This is a genomic window from Roseateles flavus (assembly GCF_039872765.1).
GTDB lineage: Bacteria > Pseudomonadota > Gammaproteobacteria > Burkholderiales > Burkholderiaceae_C > Roseateles_B > Roseateles_B flavus.
In genome coordinates this window covers 364296-379389 of record NZ_JBDPZC010000002.1, presented here as the reverse complement: position 1 = coordinate 379389, position 15094 = coordinate 364296, and the positions used below count along the sequence as shown (strand labels likewise).

The window sequence follows — 15094 nt, the reverse complement described above, 5'->3', positions numbered from 1 at the left end:
GCGTCCCAGGCAGCTGAGGGTTTTCGCCAAGAAGTGCCGGGCAAAAAATGAAGCCTTGTAACTCACCCGTGCTGCGGCGCAACACATCCAAGGCACAATAGCGGTTTGCCGTTCATTCCGTTGTCCGGGCGGCCGCCGTTTCCATCCATGACCCAAGTCCCCAAGCCCCGCGAAGTGTTCATCCAAGGCGTGACCCTGGAAGGGCGCACCTTCCGTCCCAGTGACTGGGCGGAGCGGCTGGCGGGGGCCATGTCCTGCTTCCGTCCCGGGGGCGCGAAGGCGGGCATCGGGGCGCACATCGGCTATTCGCCCTACTGCGTGCCTCGGGTGATCAACGGCATCAAGTGCGTGATCGTCAACGAGGAGCTGAAGTCGGTCGAGCCCATGGCCTGGGACTTCGTCATGAACTTCGCCCGTGACAACCACCTGCAGGTCGCCGAGGCCTGCCTGCTGCCCGAGCGCGGCGAGCGCTGAGCGGCGCCTGCCCCACGTCCCACGGTCCTGCGATCAGCCGCGGCGCCGGCGCCGGGTGCGCCACAGCGCCAGGCATTCGGCACCACCCCACAGGAGCAGGCAGGTCGCGACCCTCAGGCGCTGCCCGAGTCGCAGGGGGGGCTTGTGCAGGGCGTTGTCCATTGGGCGTTGCCTCTCGGGGGTGTCTTCAGGGGACATGCCCGCAGCCTAGTCCAGGGGCATGACGGCCAGGTGGCGGCGTCCTGGGCCGTTTGGCGCATGGCGGGCACCGCTGCCGCTGGCTATGCTGCCGGCTTGTCCTGCCTGCCTCGGCCGAGGTCGCCGCCGCGATGCCACCGGGCGGCGCGCCGGCATCCGCAGGTCTGCTGCACGTCCGTCGCCCGACACCCTTGCTGGAATCACTCACCCTGCTGGACCGGCTGCAATCGCAGTCCCGCGGCCTCCTGGAGCGCCGAGACGTGGCCGTGGTGGAGGTGGCCGGGCAGTCGCTGCCCGTGCCGGTGCTGAGCCTGGGCAGCCGCGCGCCGGAGGTGCCGGCCATTGGCTTCTTCGGTGGGGTGCACGGGCTGGAGCGCATCGGCAGCCAGGTGGTGCTGTCCTATCTGGCCAGCCTGGTCGCCCGGCTGCGCTGGGACGAGCTGCTGCACCAGCAGCTGCAGGGCCTGCGCATGGTCTTCATGCCCCTGGTGAATCCGGGCGGCCTGCTGCTGGGCACACGCGCCAATCCCGCGGGGGTGGACCTGATGCGCAATGCGCCCGTGGAGGCCGAACGCCCGGTGCCTTTTCTGGTCGGGGGGCAGCGCCTCAGCGCGAACCTGCCCTGGTACCGGGGCAGGGCGGATGCCAAGATGCAGCCGGAAGCGCAAGCCCTTTGTCAGGTGGTCTGTGAGGAACTGTTGCGCCATCGCGCCGCCTTGTCCATCGACTGCCATTCCGGCTTCGGCCTCGATGACAGAATCTGGTTTCCGTTCGCTTGTAGCACAAGGCCGATCATGCATCTGCCGGAGATGCTGGCGCTCAGTGAATTGCTGGACCAGACCCACGCCCAGCACCGCTATGTGTTCGAGCCGCAGAGCCGGCAATACCTGACGCATGGGGACCTGTGGGATTACCTGTATCTGGAATCCTGCCAAATGCTTGACCGGCCCGACCGCGTTTTTCTTCCCCTGACCCTGGAGATGGGCTCCTGGATCTGGGTCAAGAAGAACCCCCGCCAGCTCTTTTCCCGGGACGGCATCTTCAACCCCAAGGTGAGCCATCGCCAGCAGCGGGTGCTGCGCCGCCACCTGGGCTGGCTGGACTTCTGCGCCAGGGCCGCCTTCAGCCTGCCGCGCTGGCTGCCGACTGGCGCCGAGCGGGAGCGGGCCCGCGAGCGGGCGCTGGATCGCTGGTATCGCGGGGGGCGGGCATGAGTGAAGTACAGGCGGCGACCTGGGTGCTGCTGCGTGGCCTGACGCGCGAGTCCGGCCACTGGGGGAGCTTCCCCTTGCAGATGGCGCGGGGCCTGCAGGCCACGCAAGGCTCGGTCCGCGTGCTGACGCTGGACCTGGCCGGCAATGGCAACCGCTGCCGAGAAAAAAGCCCCGCCGACATCGGCGAGATGGTGGAGGACCTGCGCGAACAACTGCGCCAGGCTGGCGTGGAGGGGCCGGTCCATGTGCTGGCCCTGAGCCTGGGCGGCATGGTGGCGGCCGAGTGGGCCCAGCGCTACCCCGCGGAGCTGGCCGCCGCCGTGCTGGTGAGTACGAGCATGAAGCCCTTCAGCCCCTTCTTCAGGCGGCTGCGCCCCACGAACTACCTCACCCTGGTCGCCATGAGCCTGGCGCGCTTCGCGGCGCGCTGGCGGGAGCGCCATGTGCTGCAGCTGACCTCTCAGCTGATGAGTCACTCCGAGGAGGTGCTGGACGCCTGGGTGAAGCTGCACCGGCAGCACCCGGTCAGCGGCCTCAATGTGCTGCGCCAGCTGTGGGCGGCGATGAACTACCGGGCCAGCCGGGCGCGGCCGCGGGTCCCCATGCTGCTGTTGTGCGGGCAGGGTGACATGCTGGTGGACTGGCGCTGCTCCCAGGCGGTGAGCCGGGGCTGGGGCCTGCCCCTGCGCATGCACACCCGGGCCGGCCACGACATCCCGCTGGATGACCCGGACTGGGTGGTGCGCGCCGTGGGCGACTGGCTGGCCAAGCGCGAGCTGATGAGCGGCCCGAGCACGCAGCCCATGGACCTGGAGACGGTGCCGCTGCACCTGGCCTGAGCCCGGCTTGATGCCTGGGCTCCAGGGCCGCCTGCAGGTCGGGTGCCCGCCGTCTCGTGCAAAGAAGCCGGGCAGCCAGCTCGGGCGCCATGAAAAAGGCCCGCCAGAGGCGGGCCTTTCAGTTCTTTGCACCAGGACTGGTGTTTCAGGCAGCCAGTGCCTTGATCTTGGCGGACAGGCGGCTCTTGTGGCGAGCAGCCTTGTTCTTGTGGAAGATGCCCTTGTCGGCGACCGAATCGATCACGGCCTGGGCAGTCTTGAACAGTTCAGCAGCCTTGGTCTTGTCGCCAGCGACCACGGCCTTTTGCACGTTCTTGATGACCGTGCGGAATTTGGAGCGCAGAGCCGTGTTGGCGGCGTTCAGCTTGACGTCCTGGCGAGCGCGCTTGCGGCCCGATGCCAAACGGACGGTTTTCTTCTTGGCTTTGGAAGAGCTTGCCATGTTCTTTGTTAATCCAGTTGGTGCAAAGACCGCGAGTATAGCACTTGCAATTGGAGTTTCATAGGCCCGACATGCAAATTCGGTCCCCTCGCGGAGAAAACGGGAAGAAGGGGCCGGATTCTAGTCCAAGGCCTTCGCTCATAATCGCCGGCCACCTGCATGGTCCCGCCCGGCCTGTCTCCCAGGAGGGTGGGACCTGGCCCCGCCGGCTAGGCATCCCGAGACAAGAAAGACGATATTCCCGATGAGCCTGCTGCGTTCCGCATCCCTGATTTCCGTGCTGACCCTGGCCTCCCGCGTGACGGGGCTTGTGCGGGAGCAGATGGTGGCAGGCCTGTTCGGCGCGAATGCCATGACCGACGCCTTCCTGGTGTCCTTCCGCATTCCCAATCTGCTGCGCCGCCTGTTTGCGGAAGGGGCCTTCTCCCAGGCCTTCGTGCCCGCCCTGGCTGCCACACGCGCCAAGCATGGGGATGAAGCCACCCGCGAGCTGGTGGATGCCGTGGCCACGGTGCTCACCTGGGCCCTGCTGGCCACCTGCGTGCTGGGCGTTGTGGGCGCGCCGCTGCTGGTCTGGGCCCTGGGTTCGGGCATGTCGAAGGAGGGGCATGAGGCCGCCGTGGTGATGACGCGCTGGACCTTTCCCTACATCGGCTGCATGTCCCTGGTGGCGCTGTCGGCCGGCGTGCTCAACACCTGGAAGCGCTTCATGGTGCCGGCCGTCACGCCGGTGCTGCTGAACCTCAGCTGCATCGTCGCAGGCGTGCTGCTGGCCAAGCGGCTGCCGGCCTGGGGCTATCCGGGCATCTATGCCATGGCCCTGGGGGTGATGCTGGGTGGCGTGCTGCAGCTGGCCGTGCAGGTGCCGGCACTGCGCCGCATCGGCATGCTGCCGCACATCGGGCTGAGCTGGGCGGCCCTGCAGCGAGCCCGGCGCCATGGTGGCGTGATGCAGATCCTCAAGCAGATGGGCCCGGCCCTGCTGGGCGTGGGCGTGTCCCAGGTCTCGCTGCTGATCAACACCCAGATCTCCACCCACATCGCCGATGGCGCGACTTCCTGGCTCAACTACGCGGACCGCCTGATGGAATTCCCCATCGGCCTGCTGGGCGTGGCCCTGAGTGCCGTGCTGACGCCGCAGCTGGCCGCGGCGCAGGCCAGCGAGGAGGGCGAGCGCTACTCAGCCCTGCTGGACTGGGGCCTGCGCATGGTGATGCTGCTGGCCCTGCCTTGCGCTGTGGCCCTGCTGGTCTTTGCCGAGCCTCTGGTGGCGACGCTCTATCACCGCGGTGCCTTCCACGACGTTGACGTCACGCGCACCGCGCAGGCCGTCATGGGCTGGGGCGTCGGCCTGCTGGGCCTGGTGGCCATCAAGGTGCTGGCGCCGGGGTTCTATGCCCGCCAGGACAGCGCCACGCCGGCGCGCATCGCCATCGGCGTGCTGCTGCTGACCCAGGTGTTCAACCTCGTCCTGGTGCCGACCATCGGCGTGGCCGGGCTGGCGCTGTCCATCGGCCTGGGGGCCCTGGTCAACGCGGCCGTGCTGCTGCGGGGCCTGCGCCAGCGTGGGGCCTACACCCCGGCGCCGGGCTGGGTGGCCTTCATGGCGCGCGTGCTGCTGGCCTGCCTGGCCATGGGGGGGCTGCAGTGGTGGCTGGGTCAGGCGCTGGACTGGGTCGCCCTGGGGCGGCACGAGATGCAGCGCGCGGCCTGGATGGCTCTGAGCCTGGCTGGGTCGGCCCTGGTCTACTTCGCGGTCCTGCTGTTGTCAGGGCTGAAGCTGCGTGAATTTGCGCGCCGCCACTGAGGCGTGGATGATGTGCCCATGACTGCCTATCTGGACCTGGCCGCGGTGGATCCGCTGGACTATTTCGCCCGCCTGGTGGCCGAGGACGACAGCCTGAACCTCCTGGAGGCCGCCGCCACGCTGGCCCAGGACGAATGGCCGCAGCTGGACGTGCAGCAGCTGCTGGCGGATGTCGACGAGCTGGCGCTGCGGCTCAAGCGCCGGGTGCCGGCAGATGCCGTCGCCAGCCTGCGCCTGCGCCTGCTGAACCAGTTCTTCTTCCAGGAGCAGGGCTTCGCCGGCAATGTCAATGACTACTACGCCTCCGGCAACTCCTACCTGCACGAGGTGCTGAAGACCCGTCGCGGCATCCCCATCAGCCTGAGTCTGCTGTATGCCGAGCTGGCCCTGCAGCTGGGCCTGCGCGCCCGTGGCATCTCCTTCCCGGGGCATTTCCTGGTCTGCCTGAAGCTGCCGGCCGGCGAAGTGGTGATGGACGTCTTCCACGGCCGCTCCCTCTCCCGCGACGCCCTCGAGGAGCTGCTGCACCCCCTGCGCGAGCGGGCGGGCGTCAGCGACCCGGCGGACCTGCCCCTGGAGCTCTTCCTGCAGCCCTGCAGCCCGCGCCAGTGGCTGGCACGCATGCTGCGCAATCTCAAGGAAATCCACCGGCGTGCGGCGGCCTGGGCCTTGCTGCTGCAGGTCCAGCACCGGCTGCTGATCCTGTTGCCGGGGGATGCCGAGGAGCTGCTGGACCGCGCCCACACCCTGGAGCGCCTGATGCAATGGCCCGAGGCCGTGGCGGACTATGAGCAGCTGCTGAGCCTGCATCCCCCCGTGGAGCTGGCCCAGCAGGCCCGTGAGCGGCTGGAGCAGCTGCGCCACTCGCCGGGCGGGCGCCTGCTTCACTGAGCGCCGGGTGTCCCGCCCGCTCAGGACCCGGGTCGGGGCCCTGCAACAGACCCTAGAATCCGGCCCTGCCTGACGCGGCCCTGCCGGCTGCGCACAATGCCCCCGCCGGCTGACGGCCTTCATCCGCAACACATCTGCATGACCCTGAGCAAGACCCAACGCTACGCGCTGGCCTGGACGGCCCTGGCCCTGCTGAGCCTGGGGCTGGTGTGGCTGCTCTCGCCGGTGCTGGCACCGTTCCTGACCGCGGGCATCCTGGCCTATGCCCTGAGCCCCGCCGTCGATGCCCTCACGCGACGCCGTGTGCCCCGGCTGCTGGCCGTGGTGCTGGTGGAGCTGGCGGCCGTGGTGGCGCTGCTGTCACTCTTCCTGCTCCTGCTGCCCATCCTCAGCCGCGAGCTGCCCCAGCTGCGCGAGCAGATCCCCGTGCTGGCCAATGCCCTGAACAAGCACGTCTCGCCCTGGCTGGCCCAGCACGGCGTGAACGTGGCCTTGGACACGGCCAGCATCAAGGCCTTCGTGCTCAAGTACCTGGATGCAAACATCGAGGACTGGCTGGCCACGGCCTTGAGCTCGGCGCGCATCGGCGGCAGCTTCGTGCTGGCCATCGTGGGCAATGCCGTGCTGCTGCCGGTGGTGCTGTTCTACCTGCTGCATGACTGGCACAGCCTGCTCGGCCGGGCCTGGGACCTGGTGCCGCCGCGCCTGCGCCCGCCCGTGGGCCGTTTCCTGAAGGAGTGCGACAGCATGCTGGGCCAGTACCTGCGCGGCCAGCTGCTGGTGATGCTGCTGCTGGCCGTCTACTACAGCCTGGCCCTGCTGCTGGCGGGCTTCGACCTGGCGCTGCCGGTGGGCATCTTCACCGGACTGGCCGTCTTCATTCCCTACCTGGGCTTCGGCCTGGGCCTGCTGCTGGCGGTGATGGCGGCCCTGCTGCAGTTCGCCAACCTCTATGGCTTGCTGGCCGTGGCCGTGGTGTTCAGCCTCGGCCAGCTGCTGGAGAGCTTCGTGCTGACGCCCCGCCTGGTGGGCGAACGCATCGGCCTGTCGCCCCTGATGGTCATCTTCGCCCTGCTGGCCTTCGGCCACCTGTTCGGCTTTGTCGGCGTGCTGATCGCCTTGCCCGTGTCCGCCCTGGGGGTGGTTGCCGCGCGCCGCCTGCGCGAGGCTTACCTGTCCAGCGCCCTGTACCAGAGTCCCCGTTCTTGAAGCAGATCCCGCTGGCGCTCGGTCCCGAGCCGCATTACTCCTTCGATAACCTCCTGCCTGGCGCCAACGAGGCGGCTCTGGCACATCTGCTGTCCCTGCGCCCGGGCGAGCCGCCCGTGTTCCTGTGGGGGCAGGCGGGCTGTGGCAAGACCCATGTGCTGCGCGCCCTGGCCCAGTCCTGGCAGGCGGCCGGCGCCCAGGTGGGCTGGTACGACGCCGAGACACCGCTGCCCTGGGAGCTGCCCGCCCACCCCAGCCTGCTGCTGCTGGACGACTGCGACCGCTTCGACCCCGGTCAGCAGCACGCCGCCTTCACGCTCTTCGTGGAGGCGGCCACCCTGGGCCTGGCCGTGGTGTCCACCGGCGTGGCACCGCCCATCGACCTCGAACTGCGGGAGGATCTGCGCACCCGCCTGGGCTGGGGTCCGACCTACGCCCTCCAGCCCTTGCCTGAAGGCGAGATGCGCGCGGCCCTGCGCCGCGAAGCCGACCGCAGGGGCATCGTGCTCAGCGACGAGGTCATGGACTATCTTCTGACCCGTTTCGCCCGCGACCTCAAGCACCTCATGGGCCTGCTGGACAGGCTGGATGAATTCGCCCTGGCCAACAAGCGGGCCGTGACCGTGCCCCTGCTGCGTCAGATGCTGCTCGACCAAGGAAGCTGATGAACCTCACCCTCTTCGACCTCGACGGCACCCTGATCCCGGGTGATTCCGACCACGCCTTCGGTGACTTCATGGTCCGGATCGGCTGGGCCGACGGTGGCGAATGGCTGCGCCGCAACGACGCCTTCTACGCCCAGTACCAGGCTGGCGAGCTGAATCTGCCCGAGTACATCGCCTTCGCGACCTCGGTATGGCGCTCGCGTCCCCTGGACGAGGCTCTGGCCGCGCGCCAGCGTTTCATGGCCGAGGTGATGCAGCCCATGATGCGCGACAATGCGCGAGCCCTGGTGCGCCAACATCAGGAGCGCGGTGACCTGGTGGCCATCGTGACCGCCACCAACGAATTCGTGACCACCCCCATCGCCGAGGCCTTCGGCGTGCCTGATCTGATCGCCGTGCAACTGGAGCGCGACGCCACCGGCCACTACAACGGGGCCATCCGTGGCGTGCCGTCCTTCCAGGCCGGCAAGATCACGCGCGTCGAGCAATGGCTGGCCGGGCAGGGGCGGGCACTGAAGGACTTCGAGCAAGTGCATTTCTACAGCGATTCGGTGAACGACCTGCCCCTGATGGAGCGCGTCAGCCATCCCATCGCGACCAACCCGTCGGCAGCGCTGGCACAGATTGCCCAGACCCGGGGCTGGCCCATCCTGAATCTCTTTGCATGATCAAGAACCTGATTGACAAGCTGCTGGGCAAGCCCGGCAAACCCGATGCCAAGCCCAAGGCCAAGGCCTCATCCGGGGCGCATGCGCTGGGCAAGCGGCTCGAGATCGGCGTGGCCGAGCATGGCATCGACCCCGAGCTGCTGGACGACCGCGCCGTCAAGGTGGTGCGCACGCTCAGCGACGCCGGCTTCGAGGCCTACATCGTTGGCGGCGCCGTGCGGGACCTGCTGCTGGGCCGCCGCCCCAAGGACTTCGACGTGGCCACCAATGCCACGCCCGAGCAGGTCAAGGCCCTGTTCCGCCGCGCCTTCATCATCGGCCGGCGCTTCCGCATCGTTCACGTCGTCTACGGCCGCGGGCGTGAGCACGAGGTGATCGAGGTCTCCACTTTCCGTGCCCTGCTGGCCAACGAGGCCGCGGAGCAGGTCAGCGGCAACGAGAAGACCTCCAAGGACGAGCTGGCCGGCAAGAGTCATGTGGTCGATGCCAGCGGCCGCGTGCTGCGCGACAACGTCTGGGGTCCCCAGATCGAGGATGCCGCCCGGCGCGACTTCACCATCAACGCCCTGTACTACGACCCTCAGCGCGAGCTGGTGGTCGACTACCACGGCGGCTTTGCCGACGTGAAGAAGCGCGTGCTGCGCATGATCGGCGACCCTGAAACCCGCTACCGCGAGGACCCGGTCCGCATCCTGCGCGCCGTGCGCTTCGCCGCCAAGCTGGGCTTCGAGCTGGAGCCCAAGACCCGCGCGCCGGTCAAGGCCATGATCCCGCTGCTGCAGAACGTGCCCATTTCGCGCATGTTTGACGAAATGATCAAGCTGCTGCAGACGGGCCACGCCCTGGCCAGCCTGGACGAACTGCGCAAGCAGGGCCTGGGCCGCGGCGTGTTCTCCATCCTGGACGCGGTGCTGGACGAGAAGGGCGCCTTGCCGGACGAGGCCCGCGGTCAGTTCGTGCGCCGCGCCCTGGAAGACACCGACCGCCGCGTGGCCGAGGGCCGCAGCGTGGCCCCCAGCTTCATGCTGGCCTGCATGCTGTGGCATGAGGTGCAGGGCCGCTGGCAGCGCCTGCGTGACGGTGGCGAGCCGGCCGTGCCCGCGCTGCAGCAGGCCATCGATCTGGTCTTCGATGCCCGCATCGGGGACATCTCCGGCCGTGGCAAGCTGGCCGCCGACATGCGCGAGATCTGGATGATGCAGCCGCGCTTCGAGCGCCGCAGCGGCAACGGCCCCTACAGCCTGGTCGAGCAGCCGCGCTACCGCGCCGGCTTCGACTTCCTGCTGCTGCGTGCCGAGGTGGGTGACCTGGACATGGCCCTGGTCGACTGGTGGGAAGACTTTGCCCTGGGCAGCGACGAAGAGCGCCGCGCCCTGGTCGAGCAGGCCCGCGAGAGCGAGCGCCAGCAGCGCAAGAGCGGCGGCGGTCGCGTGCGCCAGGTGGCCAAGGGTGCCGTCAGCGGTGAAGCCCGCACCGGCGCGCCGGCCCGGGCGTCCGCTGACGACGAGGCCGACGACGGCGCCGATGCCAGTGACGGCCCAGACGAGGCCGGCGAGGCAGGCGAGGGCGCCTCGGCCCCCGCACGCAAGCGCCGCCGGCGTCGCAAGCCGCGCAGCGGTGGCGGTGCTGGGGGGGCGGGCCCCGCGGATGCCGGCTGAGCCTCTTCGTCCACGGGATCCCGCGTGAAGGCCTACATCGGGCTCGGCGCCAACCTCGGCGACCTGGCGGCCACGCTGCGTGCCGCCCTGCAGGCCCTCGACGGCCTGCCGCAGTCGCGGCTGCTGGCCGTGTCCTCGGGCTGGCGCAGCGCGCCGGTCGATGCCGGCGGCCCTGACTTCCTCAATGCCGTCGCCTGCCTGGAGACGGCGCTGGCGCCTCTGGAACTGCTGGACGCCCTGCAGTCCATCGAGCAGGCCCACGGTCGTGAGCGCCCCTACCACCATGCGCCGCGCACCCTGGACCTGGACCTGCTGCTCATGGAGGGTCAGGTCTGGTCCGATGCCCGCCTGAGCCTGCCGCATCCGCGCCTGCACCAGCGCGCCTTCGTGCTGCACCCCCTGCTGGAACTGGCGCCCGGGCTGTCGCTGCCCGGCATCGGCCCTCTCGCGGCGCAGCTGCCGGCGGTGGCCGACCAGCGCCTGCATCCTGACGGGGCCCTGTGGCCCGCCGCCGGGTGCGGGAACACGCCGCCTTGAGCCCGGGAGGCCAGGTGCCCGTGCATCCTGTGAAGGCGGCCTTCGTTCGCGTCGCGGAAGGATTGAGGCGGGACCAGTTCTTCCTGGTCCTGCTGGGTGCGCTGTTCCTCTTCAGTGTCTTCGGGCCGGATCGCATCGCCCGCTACCCGTCGCTGGTGGACTGGCCGACCCTGGCCGCGATGACCGGACTCCTGCTGCTCACCAAGGGCCTGGAGCTGAGTGGGGCGCTGCACCGCCTGGGTCGCACGCTGATCGAGTGGATGAGGACCGAGCGGGCCGCGGCGCTGTGCCTGGTCCTGGTGGCGGCGATGCTGTCCACCGTGCTGACCAACGATGTCGCGCTGTTCGTCGTCGTCCCCTTGACGCTGAGCATCAGCAAGCTCACCGGCATGCCGTCCACGAAGCTCATCGTCTTCGAGGCGCTGGCGGTCAATGTCGGGTCGACGCTGACGCCCATCGGCAATCCTCAGAATATCTTCCTCTGGCAGATGTCCCGGATGAGCTTCGGGGACTTCGTCTGGCACCAACTGCCCCTGGTGGCGGCCATGCTCGCGGCACTCCTGTTGCTCACGGCCTTCGCTTTCGGTACGCGCTCGTTCGAGATCCAGGACCACGAGGCACGCCCGCTCGACCGCCCGCTGCTGGCCGTCTCGCTGCTGCTGTACGTTCCCTTCCTGATCGCGACGGACCTCCATCTGGCCGGATGGGCGGCCCTGGCCCTCCTGCTGATGTTCGCCATCTCGCGCCCACGGGTCCTGGCGGATCTGGACTGGGGGCTGCTGCTGGTGTTCGCGCTGATGTTCGTCGACCTGCGCCTGCTGGCCGGCCTGGACGTCGTGAAGCAGCTGATGCTGGGCCTGGGCCTTCAGGACCCTGCGCATCTGTACCTGGCAGGCATTGGCACCAGCCAGCTGCTCAGCAACGTGCCGGCCGCCATCGCGCTCGCGGAGTTCTCGAAGGACTGGGGCGTGCTGCTCTACGGCGTCAATGTCGGGGGCTTCGGATGGATGGTGGGGTCCCTGGCCAATCTCATCGCCTTGCGCATGAGCGGCGACCGCCGGGCCTGGATCATCTTCCATCTGTACGCCGTGCCGGCCCTGCTCGCTGCCGCGGCCATGGGCTACGTCCTCCTGTTCCTCCGCTGACGGAGAGCCTTTCCACTCCTCGTCTCCGTCTGAATCAGCATTTCCCCATCGAGCGTGTTCCTGGCCTGCTGCGTGCCCAGAATCATGTGGGCCGTGCCACCGGCTCCTGCCGGCAGGAGCCGCCGGGAGACCGAGCGGTGCCCGAGTCCTTGCCCGATGTCCCTGCGTGAACTTCTTCGATCGAATGCGCCTGGGCCAGGTCACCCAATTTGGGGAGGCGGTTGCGAGCTGCAAATGCTTGAATAATCAGCCAAAAGAGCGCCCGCCGGATCTGGGGGCAGAGGCTGAGGGTGAATGGACCAGAAGAACATGGCTCGCACCGATGACATGCGGGCCTGCACCGAGGGGCATCCGATCAAGGCTGAGCAGCTGCCAGGCAAGGCGACTGTGGGTGGGCCCGCCGGGAGGCTGGCTGTCCCGCAGCGGGCCGCAGTGCACCCCCAGGCCGGGCATCGAACCGAGGTGAAGGCCGAGAGCGCCAAGCGCACGATCTCGATCCACGCTGTGGATGCGACGCAGATGCAGGTGCCACGGGGCGATTCCCTCTTCGGATTCGCGGCGCTGGGGCTGGCGTCCATCAGGCTTGTCGAGTCCGCGCCTTGTGCGGATGCAATGAAGGGAGCCTCTCAGCTGATCAAGGCTCGCGCGCGAGCCGGCGGCAGCGAGAAGTTCCAGCAGCAACAGGCCATCATCAGTGCCTTCAAGAAGCACCCAGGAGCGCAGGGGCTCGTCGTCATGAAGCAAGTCCATTGCCCCCGTGAAGTTGCCTGCAGTGAGGGTGCATGCCGCTAGCAAGACATCCACGCGTGCCCAGGAAACGGCCTGGCGCCCCGTCCACTCGGCTGCGCGCTGCTGGCTGCTGGGCTTGGCTCGCCCTCTCGCTGACGCTGAACGCCTGCAGCAAGCCCGCTGAAGACAAGGAAGTCCAGGCCCGGGAGGCCGCCTACAAGGAGAAATACGCCAAGGCCAAGGCGCTTTTTGAGGAGCGATGCAAGACGGCCGGGGTGGTGGTGAAGCGGACGGTGAAGGATGTGGAGGGGATTGAGCTCATCAAGGTCCGGCCGAAGCTCGAATGGGGGGACAAGGCGTACTTCGACCCAATGTTCGAAGGAGCGGCGATGGCAGACGAGGCGCAGGGTGATTCATACATCGCCAGCTTCTTGTACTGGGAATTTCGAAATCCCCACACACCAGACAGGCGTGGGGTGATCAAGCCTCCCGGCACCAAACCCGGGCTGAACGAGGAGGCGCCACGAATGGGCTATCGCTATGTCGATGTGCGTGACCAGAGTGGTTACCAACGCTGGCGTTATCAGGCCGTTCGTGGGTTGAGGGACCCCGAGTGGCTGGCTCGTGCCAGTTGGGCCGAGGATCTTGAGCGTTCGCCGCAGTCGGGCAAGCCGGCGCCATTTGCGATCGACTATGAAGACATCGTGGACCCGGCAGACCGGGCTTATTGGGTGGCCGGTACGCGGATCAAGATCATTGACCAGAGTAATGGCGAGGTGATCGCCCAGTTGACTCGATATGTGTGGGATCCGGGGTTTGGGGGTTCTACGACGGGGCGGTGGCCTTGGCAGCATGCAAATGCTCGCGAGAGCCAGCAATGTCCGATTTCTCGGGGGGACCTGAGCTATGTGACTCGCTATTTTGTCGATTCAGTAACTATTCCAAAAATGGGGGATTAAAAATGACCACTAGTTCAGACAATCCAGACGTCACGCCGCAAGCACTTCAAACCTACACATTGCTGCAGATCGCTGCGGAAGCAATGTTTGGTCAGGCTCATGACAAACGTGCCGCAGTTCCCGGAGTAGGTGCTACTGCGCCTGGCAAGGTGGATGCATCGATATTGACCCAAGGCAATAGTCACTCCAGCAAGATGACCACCGAGCAAGCGAAGCAATTTGCCGAAGAGTGGGAAGTCGTCTCTCATCAGCCCAATACCGCCACCGGGTTCAGCGCCACACTGTTCAAGTGGAAAGGCACCCAAGATGACCCGATACGGGGTTTGAAAGCAGGCCAATACGTCATTTCCTTCCGCTCCACGGAATTCATTGAAGACTATGCGCGGGACAACGTCGCAACGAACGATCTGGAGGTGAAGACACTGGGGTGGGCTGTTGGGCAAATCTCCGACATGAAGGCCTGGTGGGATTCGGTCAAGGGGGAAGTCGGTACTTCAAAAGTGACGGTGACGGGCTACAGCCTGGGCGGGCATCTGGCCACCTCCTTCTATGAGATGTACGGCCCTGCCAGTATCGACAAGGTCTACACCTTCAACGGTGCCGGAGTGGGGCCACTCAAGGATGGAAATTCACTGAATTCGGTGATTCAGGCCTTCCGGAGCAACAAGGCTGATGGCGCCAACCGCGGGGCATTTACAGACCCCGCCGCGTCGATCCTCATAACCGGCACCCAGAGAATTCCCAGCCGAACGTCTGAATGGAATCTCGCTGCCCACAAACTGGAGAATCTGCATGCAGTCTAATTCAAAGATGAGATGGATTTTGGTTTCCGCTGCAGCAATGCTGGTCCTGAGTGCCTGCAGCAAACCGGTGGAAGACAAGGAGGCCCAGGCCCGGGAGGCCGCCTACAAGGAGAAATACGCCAAGGCCAAGGCGCTTTTTGAGGAACGATGCAAGACGGCCGGGGTGGTGGTGAAGCGGACGGTGAAGGATGTGGAGGGGATTGAGCTCATCAAGGTCCGGCCGAAGCTCGAATGGGGGGACAAGGCGTACTTCGACCCAATGTTCGAAGGAGCGGCGATGGCAGACGAGGCGCAGGGTGATTCATACATCGCCAGCTTCTTGTACTGGGAATTTCGAAATCCCCACACACCAGACAGGCGTGGGGTGATCAAGCCTCCCGGCACCAAACCCGGGCTGAACGAGGAGGCGCCACGAATGGGCTATCGCTATGTCGATGTGCGTGACCAGAGTGGTCACCAACGCTGGCGTTATCAGGCCGTTCGTGGGTTGAGGGACCCCGAGTGGCTGGCTCGTGCCAGTTGGGCCGAGGATCTGGAGCGTTCGCCGCAGTCGGGCAAGCCGGCGCCATTTGCGATCGACTATGAAGACATCGTGGACCCGGCAGACCGGGCTTATTGGGTGGCCGGTACGCGGATCAAGATCATTGACCAGAGTAAAGGCGAGGTGATCGCCCAGTTGACTCGATATGTGTGGGATCCGGGGTTTGGGGGTTCTACGACGGGGCGGTGGCCTTGGCAGCATGCAAGTAGTGTTGGTCCCGATCGGGTGTGTCCACATGATTGGGGAACGAGAGAGCGTGTGACCAGATTCTTTGTCGACACAATCCTAATTCCACAGCAGGCGGAGGAGAGATAG

The 15094-nt window shown here is 66.9% G+C and carries 17 protein-coding genes; 15 read left to right on the top strand and 2 right to left on the bottom strand.

Annotated features, from left to right (window positions below; translation table 11 throughout):
* Positions 1-147 precede the first annotated feature (147 nt).
* The gene (locus tag ABDJ40_RS07400; RefSeq protein WP_183104535.1) at positions 148-474 is read left to right on the top strand and encodes a DUF3579 domain-containing protein; all 327 of its coding nucleotides are present in this window, start codon (positions 148-150) and stop codon (positions 472-474) included.
* A gap of 33 nt (positions 475-507) precedes the next feature.
* On the opposite strand, the gene ABDJ40_RS07395 is transcribed toward ABDJ40_RS07400, so the two are convergent.
* A complete protein-coding gene (locus ABDJ40_RS07395) occupies positions 508-636 on the bottom strand; it encodes a hypothetical protein (RefSeq protein WP_347608215.1) in 129 nt (42 codons plus the stop codon).
* A gap of 227 nt (positions 637-863) precedes the next feature.
* Between ABDJ40_RS07395 and ABDJ40_RS07390 the strand changes: the two genes are divergently transcribed.
* Positions 864-1886 (top strand): M14 family zinc carboxypeptidase, encoded by a 1023-nt coding sequence (locus ABDJ40_RS07390; protein WP_430765607.1) that lies wholly within the window; start codon positions 864-866, stop codon positions 1884-1886.
* Positions 1883-2725 (top strand): alpha/beta fold hydrolase, encoded by an 843-nt coding sequence (locus ABDJ40_RS07385; protein ID WP_347608212.1) that lies wholly within the window; start codon positions 1883-1885, stop codon positions 2723-2725. Before ABDJ40_RS07390 ends, ABDJ40_RS07385 begins: the two co-directional genes overlap by 4 nt.
* A 145-nt stretch (positions 2726-2870) precedes the next feature.
* Here the strand turns inward: ABDJ40_RS07385 and rpsT are convergent, their stop codons facing one another.
* Positions 2871-3167: a 30S ribosomal protein S20 gene (gene rpsT, locus ABDJ40_RS07380; protein WP_133604851.1), complete on the bottom strand. Its 297-nt coding sequence runs from the start codon at positions 3165-3167 to the stop codon at positions 2871-2873.
* A 244-nt stretch (positions 3168-3411) separates the two neighbouring features.
* On the opposite strand from rpsT, the gene murJ reads away from it, so the two are divergent.
* From murJ to ABDJ40_RS07320, 12 genes are all read left to right on the top strand, one after another.
* Positions 3412-4974, top strand: a complete 1563-nt coding sequence (murJ, locus tag ABDJ40_RS07375) for a murein biosynthesis integral membrane protein MurJ (protein WP_347608208.1) — start codon at positions 3412-3414, stop codon at positions 4972-4974.
* 18 nt (positions 4975-4992) lie between these two features.
* Positions 4993-5865: a SirB1 family protein gene (locus tag ABDJ40_RS07370; RefSeq protein ID WP_347608205.1), complete on the top strand. Its 873-nt coding sequence runs from the start codon at positions 4993-4995 to the stop codon at positions 5863-5865.
* Between the two features lie 138 nt (positions 5866-6003).
* Positions 6004-7074 (top strand): AI-2E family transporter, encoded by a 1071-nt coding sequence (locus ABDJ40_RS07365; protein WP_347608202.1) that lies wholly within the window; start codon positions 6004-6006, stop codon positions 7072-7074.
* Positions 7071-7739, top strand: a complete 669-nt coding sequence (locus ABDJ40_RS07360) for an HdaA/DnaA family protein (protein WP_347608199.1) — start codon at positions 7071-7073, stop codon at positions 7737-7739. Before ABDJ40_RS07365 ends, ABDJ40_RS07360 begins: the two co-directional genes overlap by 4 nt.
* Positions 7739-8407, top strand: coding sequence for a histidinol-phosphatase (locus ABDJ40_RS07355; RefSeq protein WP_269633622.1), 669 nt, complete (start codon positions 7739-7741; stop codon positions 8405-8407). The genes ABDJ40_RS07360 and ABDJ40_RS07355 overlap by 1 nt, the downstream gene beginning before the upstream one ends.
* Positions 8404-10065: a polynucleotide adenylyltransferase PcnB gene (gene pcnB / locus ABDJ40_RS07350; protein WP_347608195.1), complete on the top strand. Its 1662-nt coding sequence runs from the start codon at positions 8404-8406 to the stop codon at positions 10063-10065. Before ABDJ40_RS07355 ends, pcnB begins: the two co-directional genes overlap by 4 nt.
* Positions 10066-10089: 24 nt before the next feature.
* Entirely contained in the window at positions 10090-10602 is a 513-nt protein-coding gene (gene folK / locus ABDJ40_RS07345) for a 2-amino-4-hydroxy-6-hydroxymethyldihydropteridine diphosphokinase (protein ID WP_347608192.1), read from the top strand.
* A 14-nt stretch (positions 10603-10616) separates the two neighbouring features.
* Positions 10617-11747: an SLC13 family permease gene (locus ABDJ40_RS07340; protein WP_347608189.1), complete on the top strand. Its 1131-nt coding sequence runs from the start codon at positions 10617-10619 to the stop codon at positions 11745-11747.
* A gap of 294 nt (positions 11748-12041) precedes the next feature.
* Positions 12042-12539, top strand: coding sequence for a hypothetical protein (locus ABDJ40_RS07335; RefSeq protein WP_347608186.1), 498 nt, complete (start codon positions 12042-12044; stop codon positions 12537-12539).
* The gene (locus ABDJ40_RS07330) at positions 12530-13435 is read left to right on the top strand and encodes a hypothetical protein (protein WP_347608183.1); all 906 of its coding nucleotides are present in this window, start codon (positions 12530-12532) and stop codon (positions 13433-13435) included. Before ABDJ40_RS07335 ends, ABDJ40_RS07330 begins: the two co-directional genes overlap by 10 nt.
* A gap of 2 nt (positions 13436-13437) precedes the next feature.
* The gene (locus ABDJ40_RS07325) at positions 13438-14238 is read left to right on the top strand and encodes a hypothetical protein (protein ID WP_347608180.1); all 801 of its coding nucleotides are present in this window, start codon (positions 13438-13440) and stop codon (positions 14236-14238) included.
* Positions 14228-15094: a hypothetical protein gene (locus tag ABDJ40_RS07320; RefSeq protein WP_347608177.1), complete on the top strand. Its 867-nt coding sequence runs from the start codon at positions 14228-14230 to the stop codon at positions 15092-15094. The genes ABDJ40_RS07325 and ABDJ40_RS07320 overlap by 11 nt, the downstream gene beginning before the upstream one ends.

What these genes read in the sequence shown, in the direction of transcription:
- ABDJ40_RS07400 (WP_183104535.1), top strand. Translation starts at nt 148, where the DNA reads ATGACCCAAGTCCCCAAGCCCCGCGAAGTGTTCATCCAAGGCGTGACC.
- ABDJ40_RS07395 (WP_347608215.1), bottom strand. Translation starts at nt 636, where the DNA reads ATGGACAACGCCCTGCACAAGCCCCCCCTGCGACTCGGGCAGCGCCTG.
- ABDJ40_RS07385 (WP_347608212.1), top strand. Translation starts at nt 1,883, where the DNA reads ATGAGTGAAGTACAGGCGGCGACCTGGGTGCTGCTGCGTGGCCTGACG.
- rpsT (WP_133604851.1), bottom strand. Translation starts at nt 3,167, where the DNA reads ATGGCAAGCTCTTCCAAAGCCAAGAAGAAAACCGTCCGTTTGGCATCG.
- murJ (WP_347608208.1), top strand. Translation starts at nt 3,412, where the DNA reads ATGAGCCTGCTGCGTTCCGCATCCCTGATTTCCGTGCTGACCCTGGCC.
- ABDJ40_RS07370 (WP_347608205.1), top strand. Translation starts at nt 4,993, where the DNA reads ATGACTGCCTATCTGGACCTGGCCGCGGTGGATCCGCTGGACTATTTC.
- ABDJ40_RS07365 (WP_347608202.1), top strand. Translation starts at nt 6,004, where the DNA reads ATGACCCTGAGCAAGACCCAACGCTACGCGCTGGCCTGGACGGCCCTG.
- ABDJ40_RS07355 (WP_269633622.1), top strand. Translation starts at nt 7,739, where the DNA reads ATGAACCTCACCCTCTTCGACCTCGACGGCACCCTGATCCCGGGTGAT.
- pcnB (WP_347608195.1), top strand. Translation starts at nt 8,404, where the DNA reads ATGATCAAGAACCTGATTGACAAGCTGCTGGGCAAGCCCGGCAAACCC.
- ABDJ40_RS07335 (WP_347608186.1), top strand. Translation starts at nt 12,042, where the DNA reads ATGGACCAGAAGAACATGGCTCGCACCGATGACATGCGGGCCTGCACC.
- ABDJ40_RS07330 (WP_347608183.1), top strand. Translation starts at nt 12,530, where the DNA reads ATGCCGCTAGCAAGACATCCACGCGTGCCCAGGAAACGGCCTGGCGCC.
- ABDJ40_RS07325 (WP_347608180.1), top strand. Translation starts at nt 13,438, where the DNA reads ATGACCACTAGTTCAGACAATCCAGACGTCACGCCGCAAGCACTTCAA.
- ABDJ40_RS07320 (WP_347608177.1), top strand. Translation starts at nt 14,228, where the DNA reads ATGCAGTCTAATTCAAAGATGAGATGGATTTTGGTTTCCGCTGCAGCA.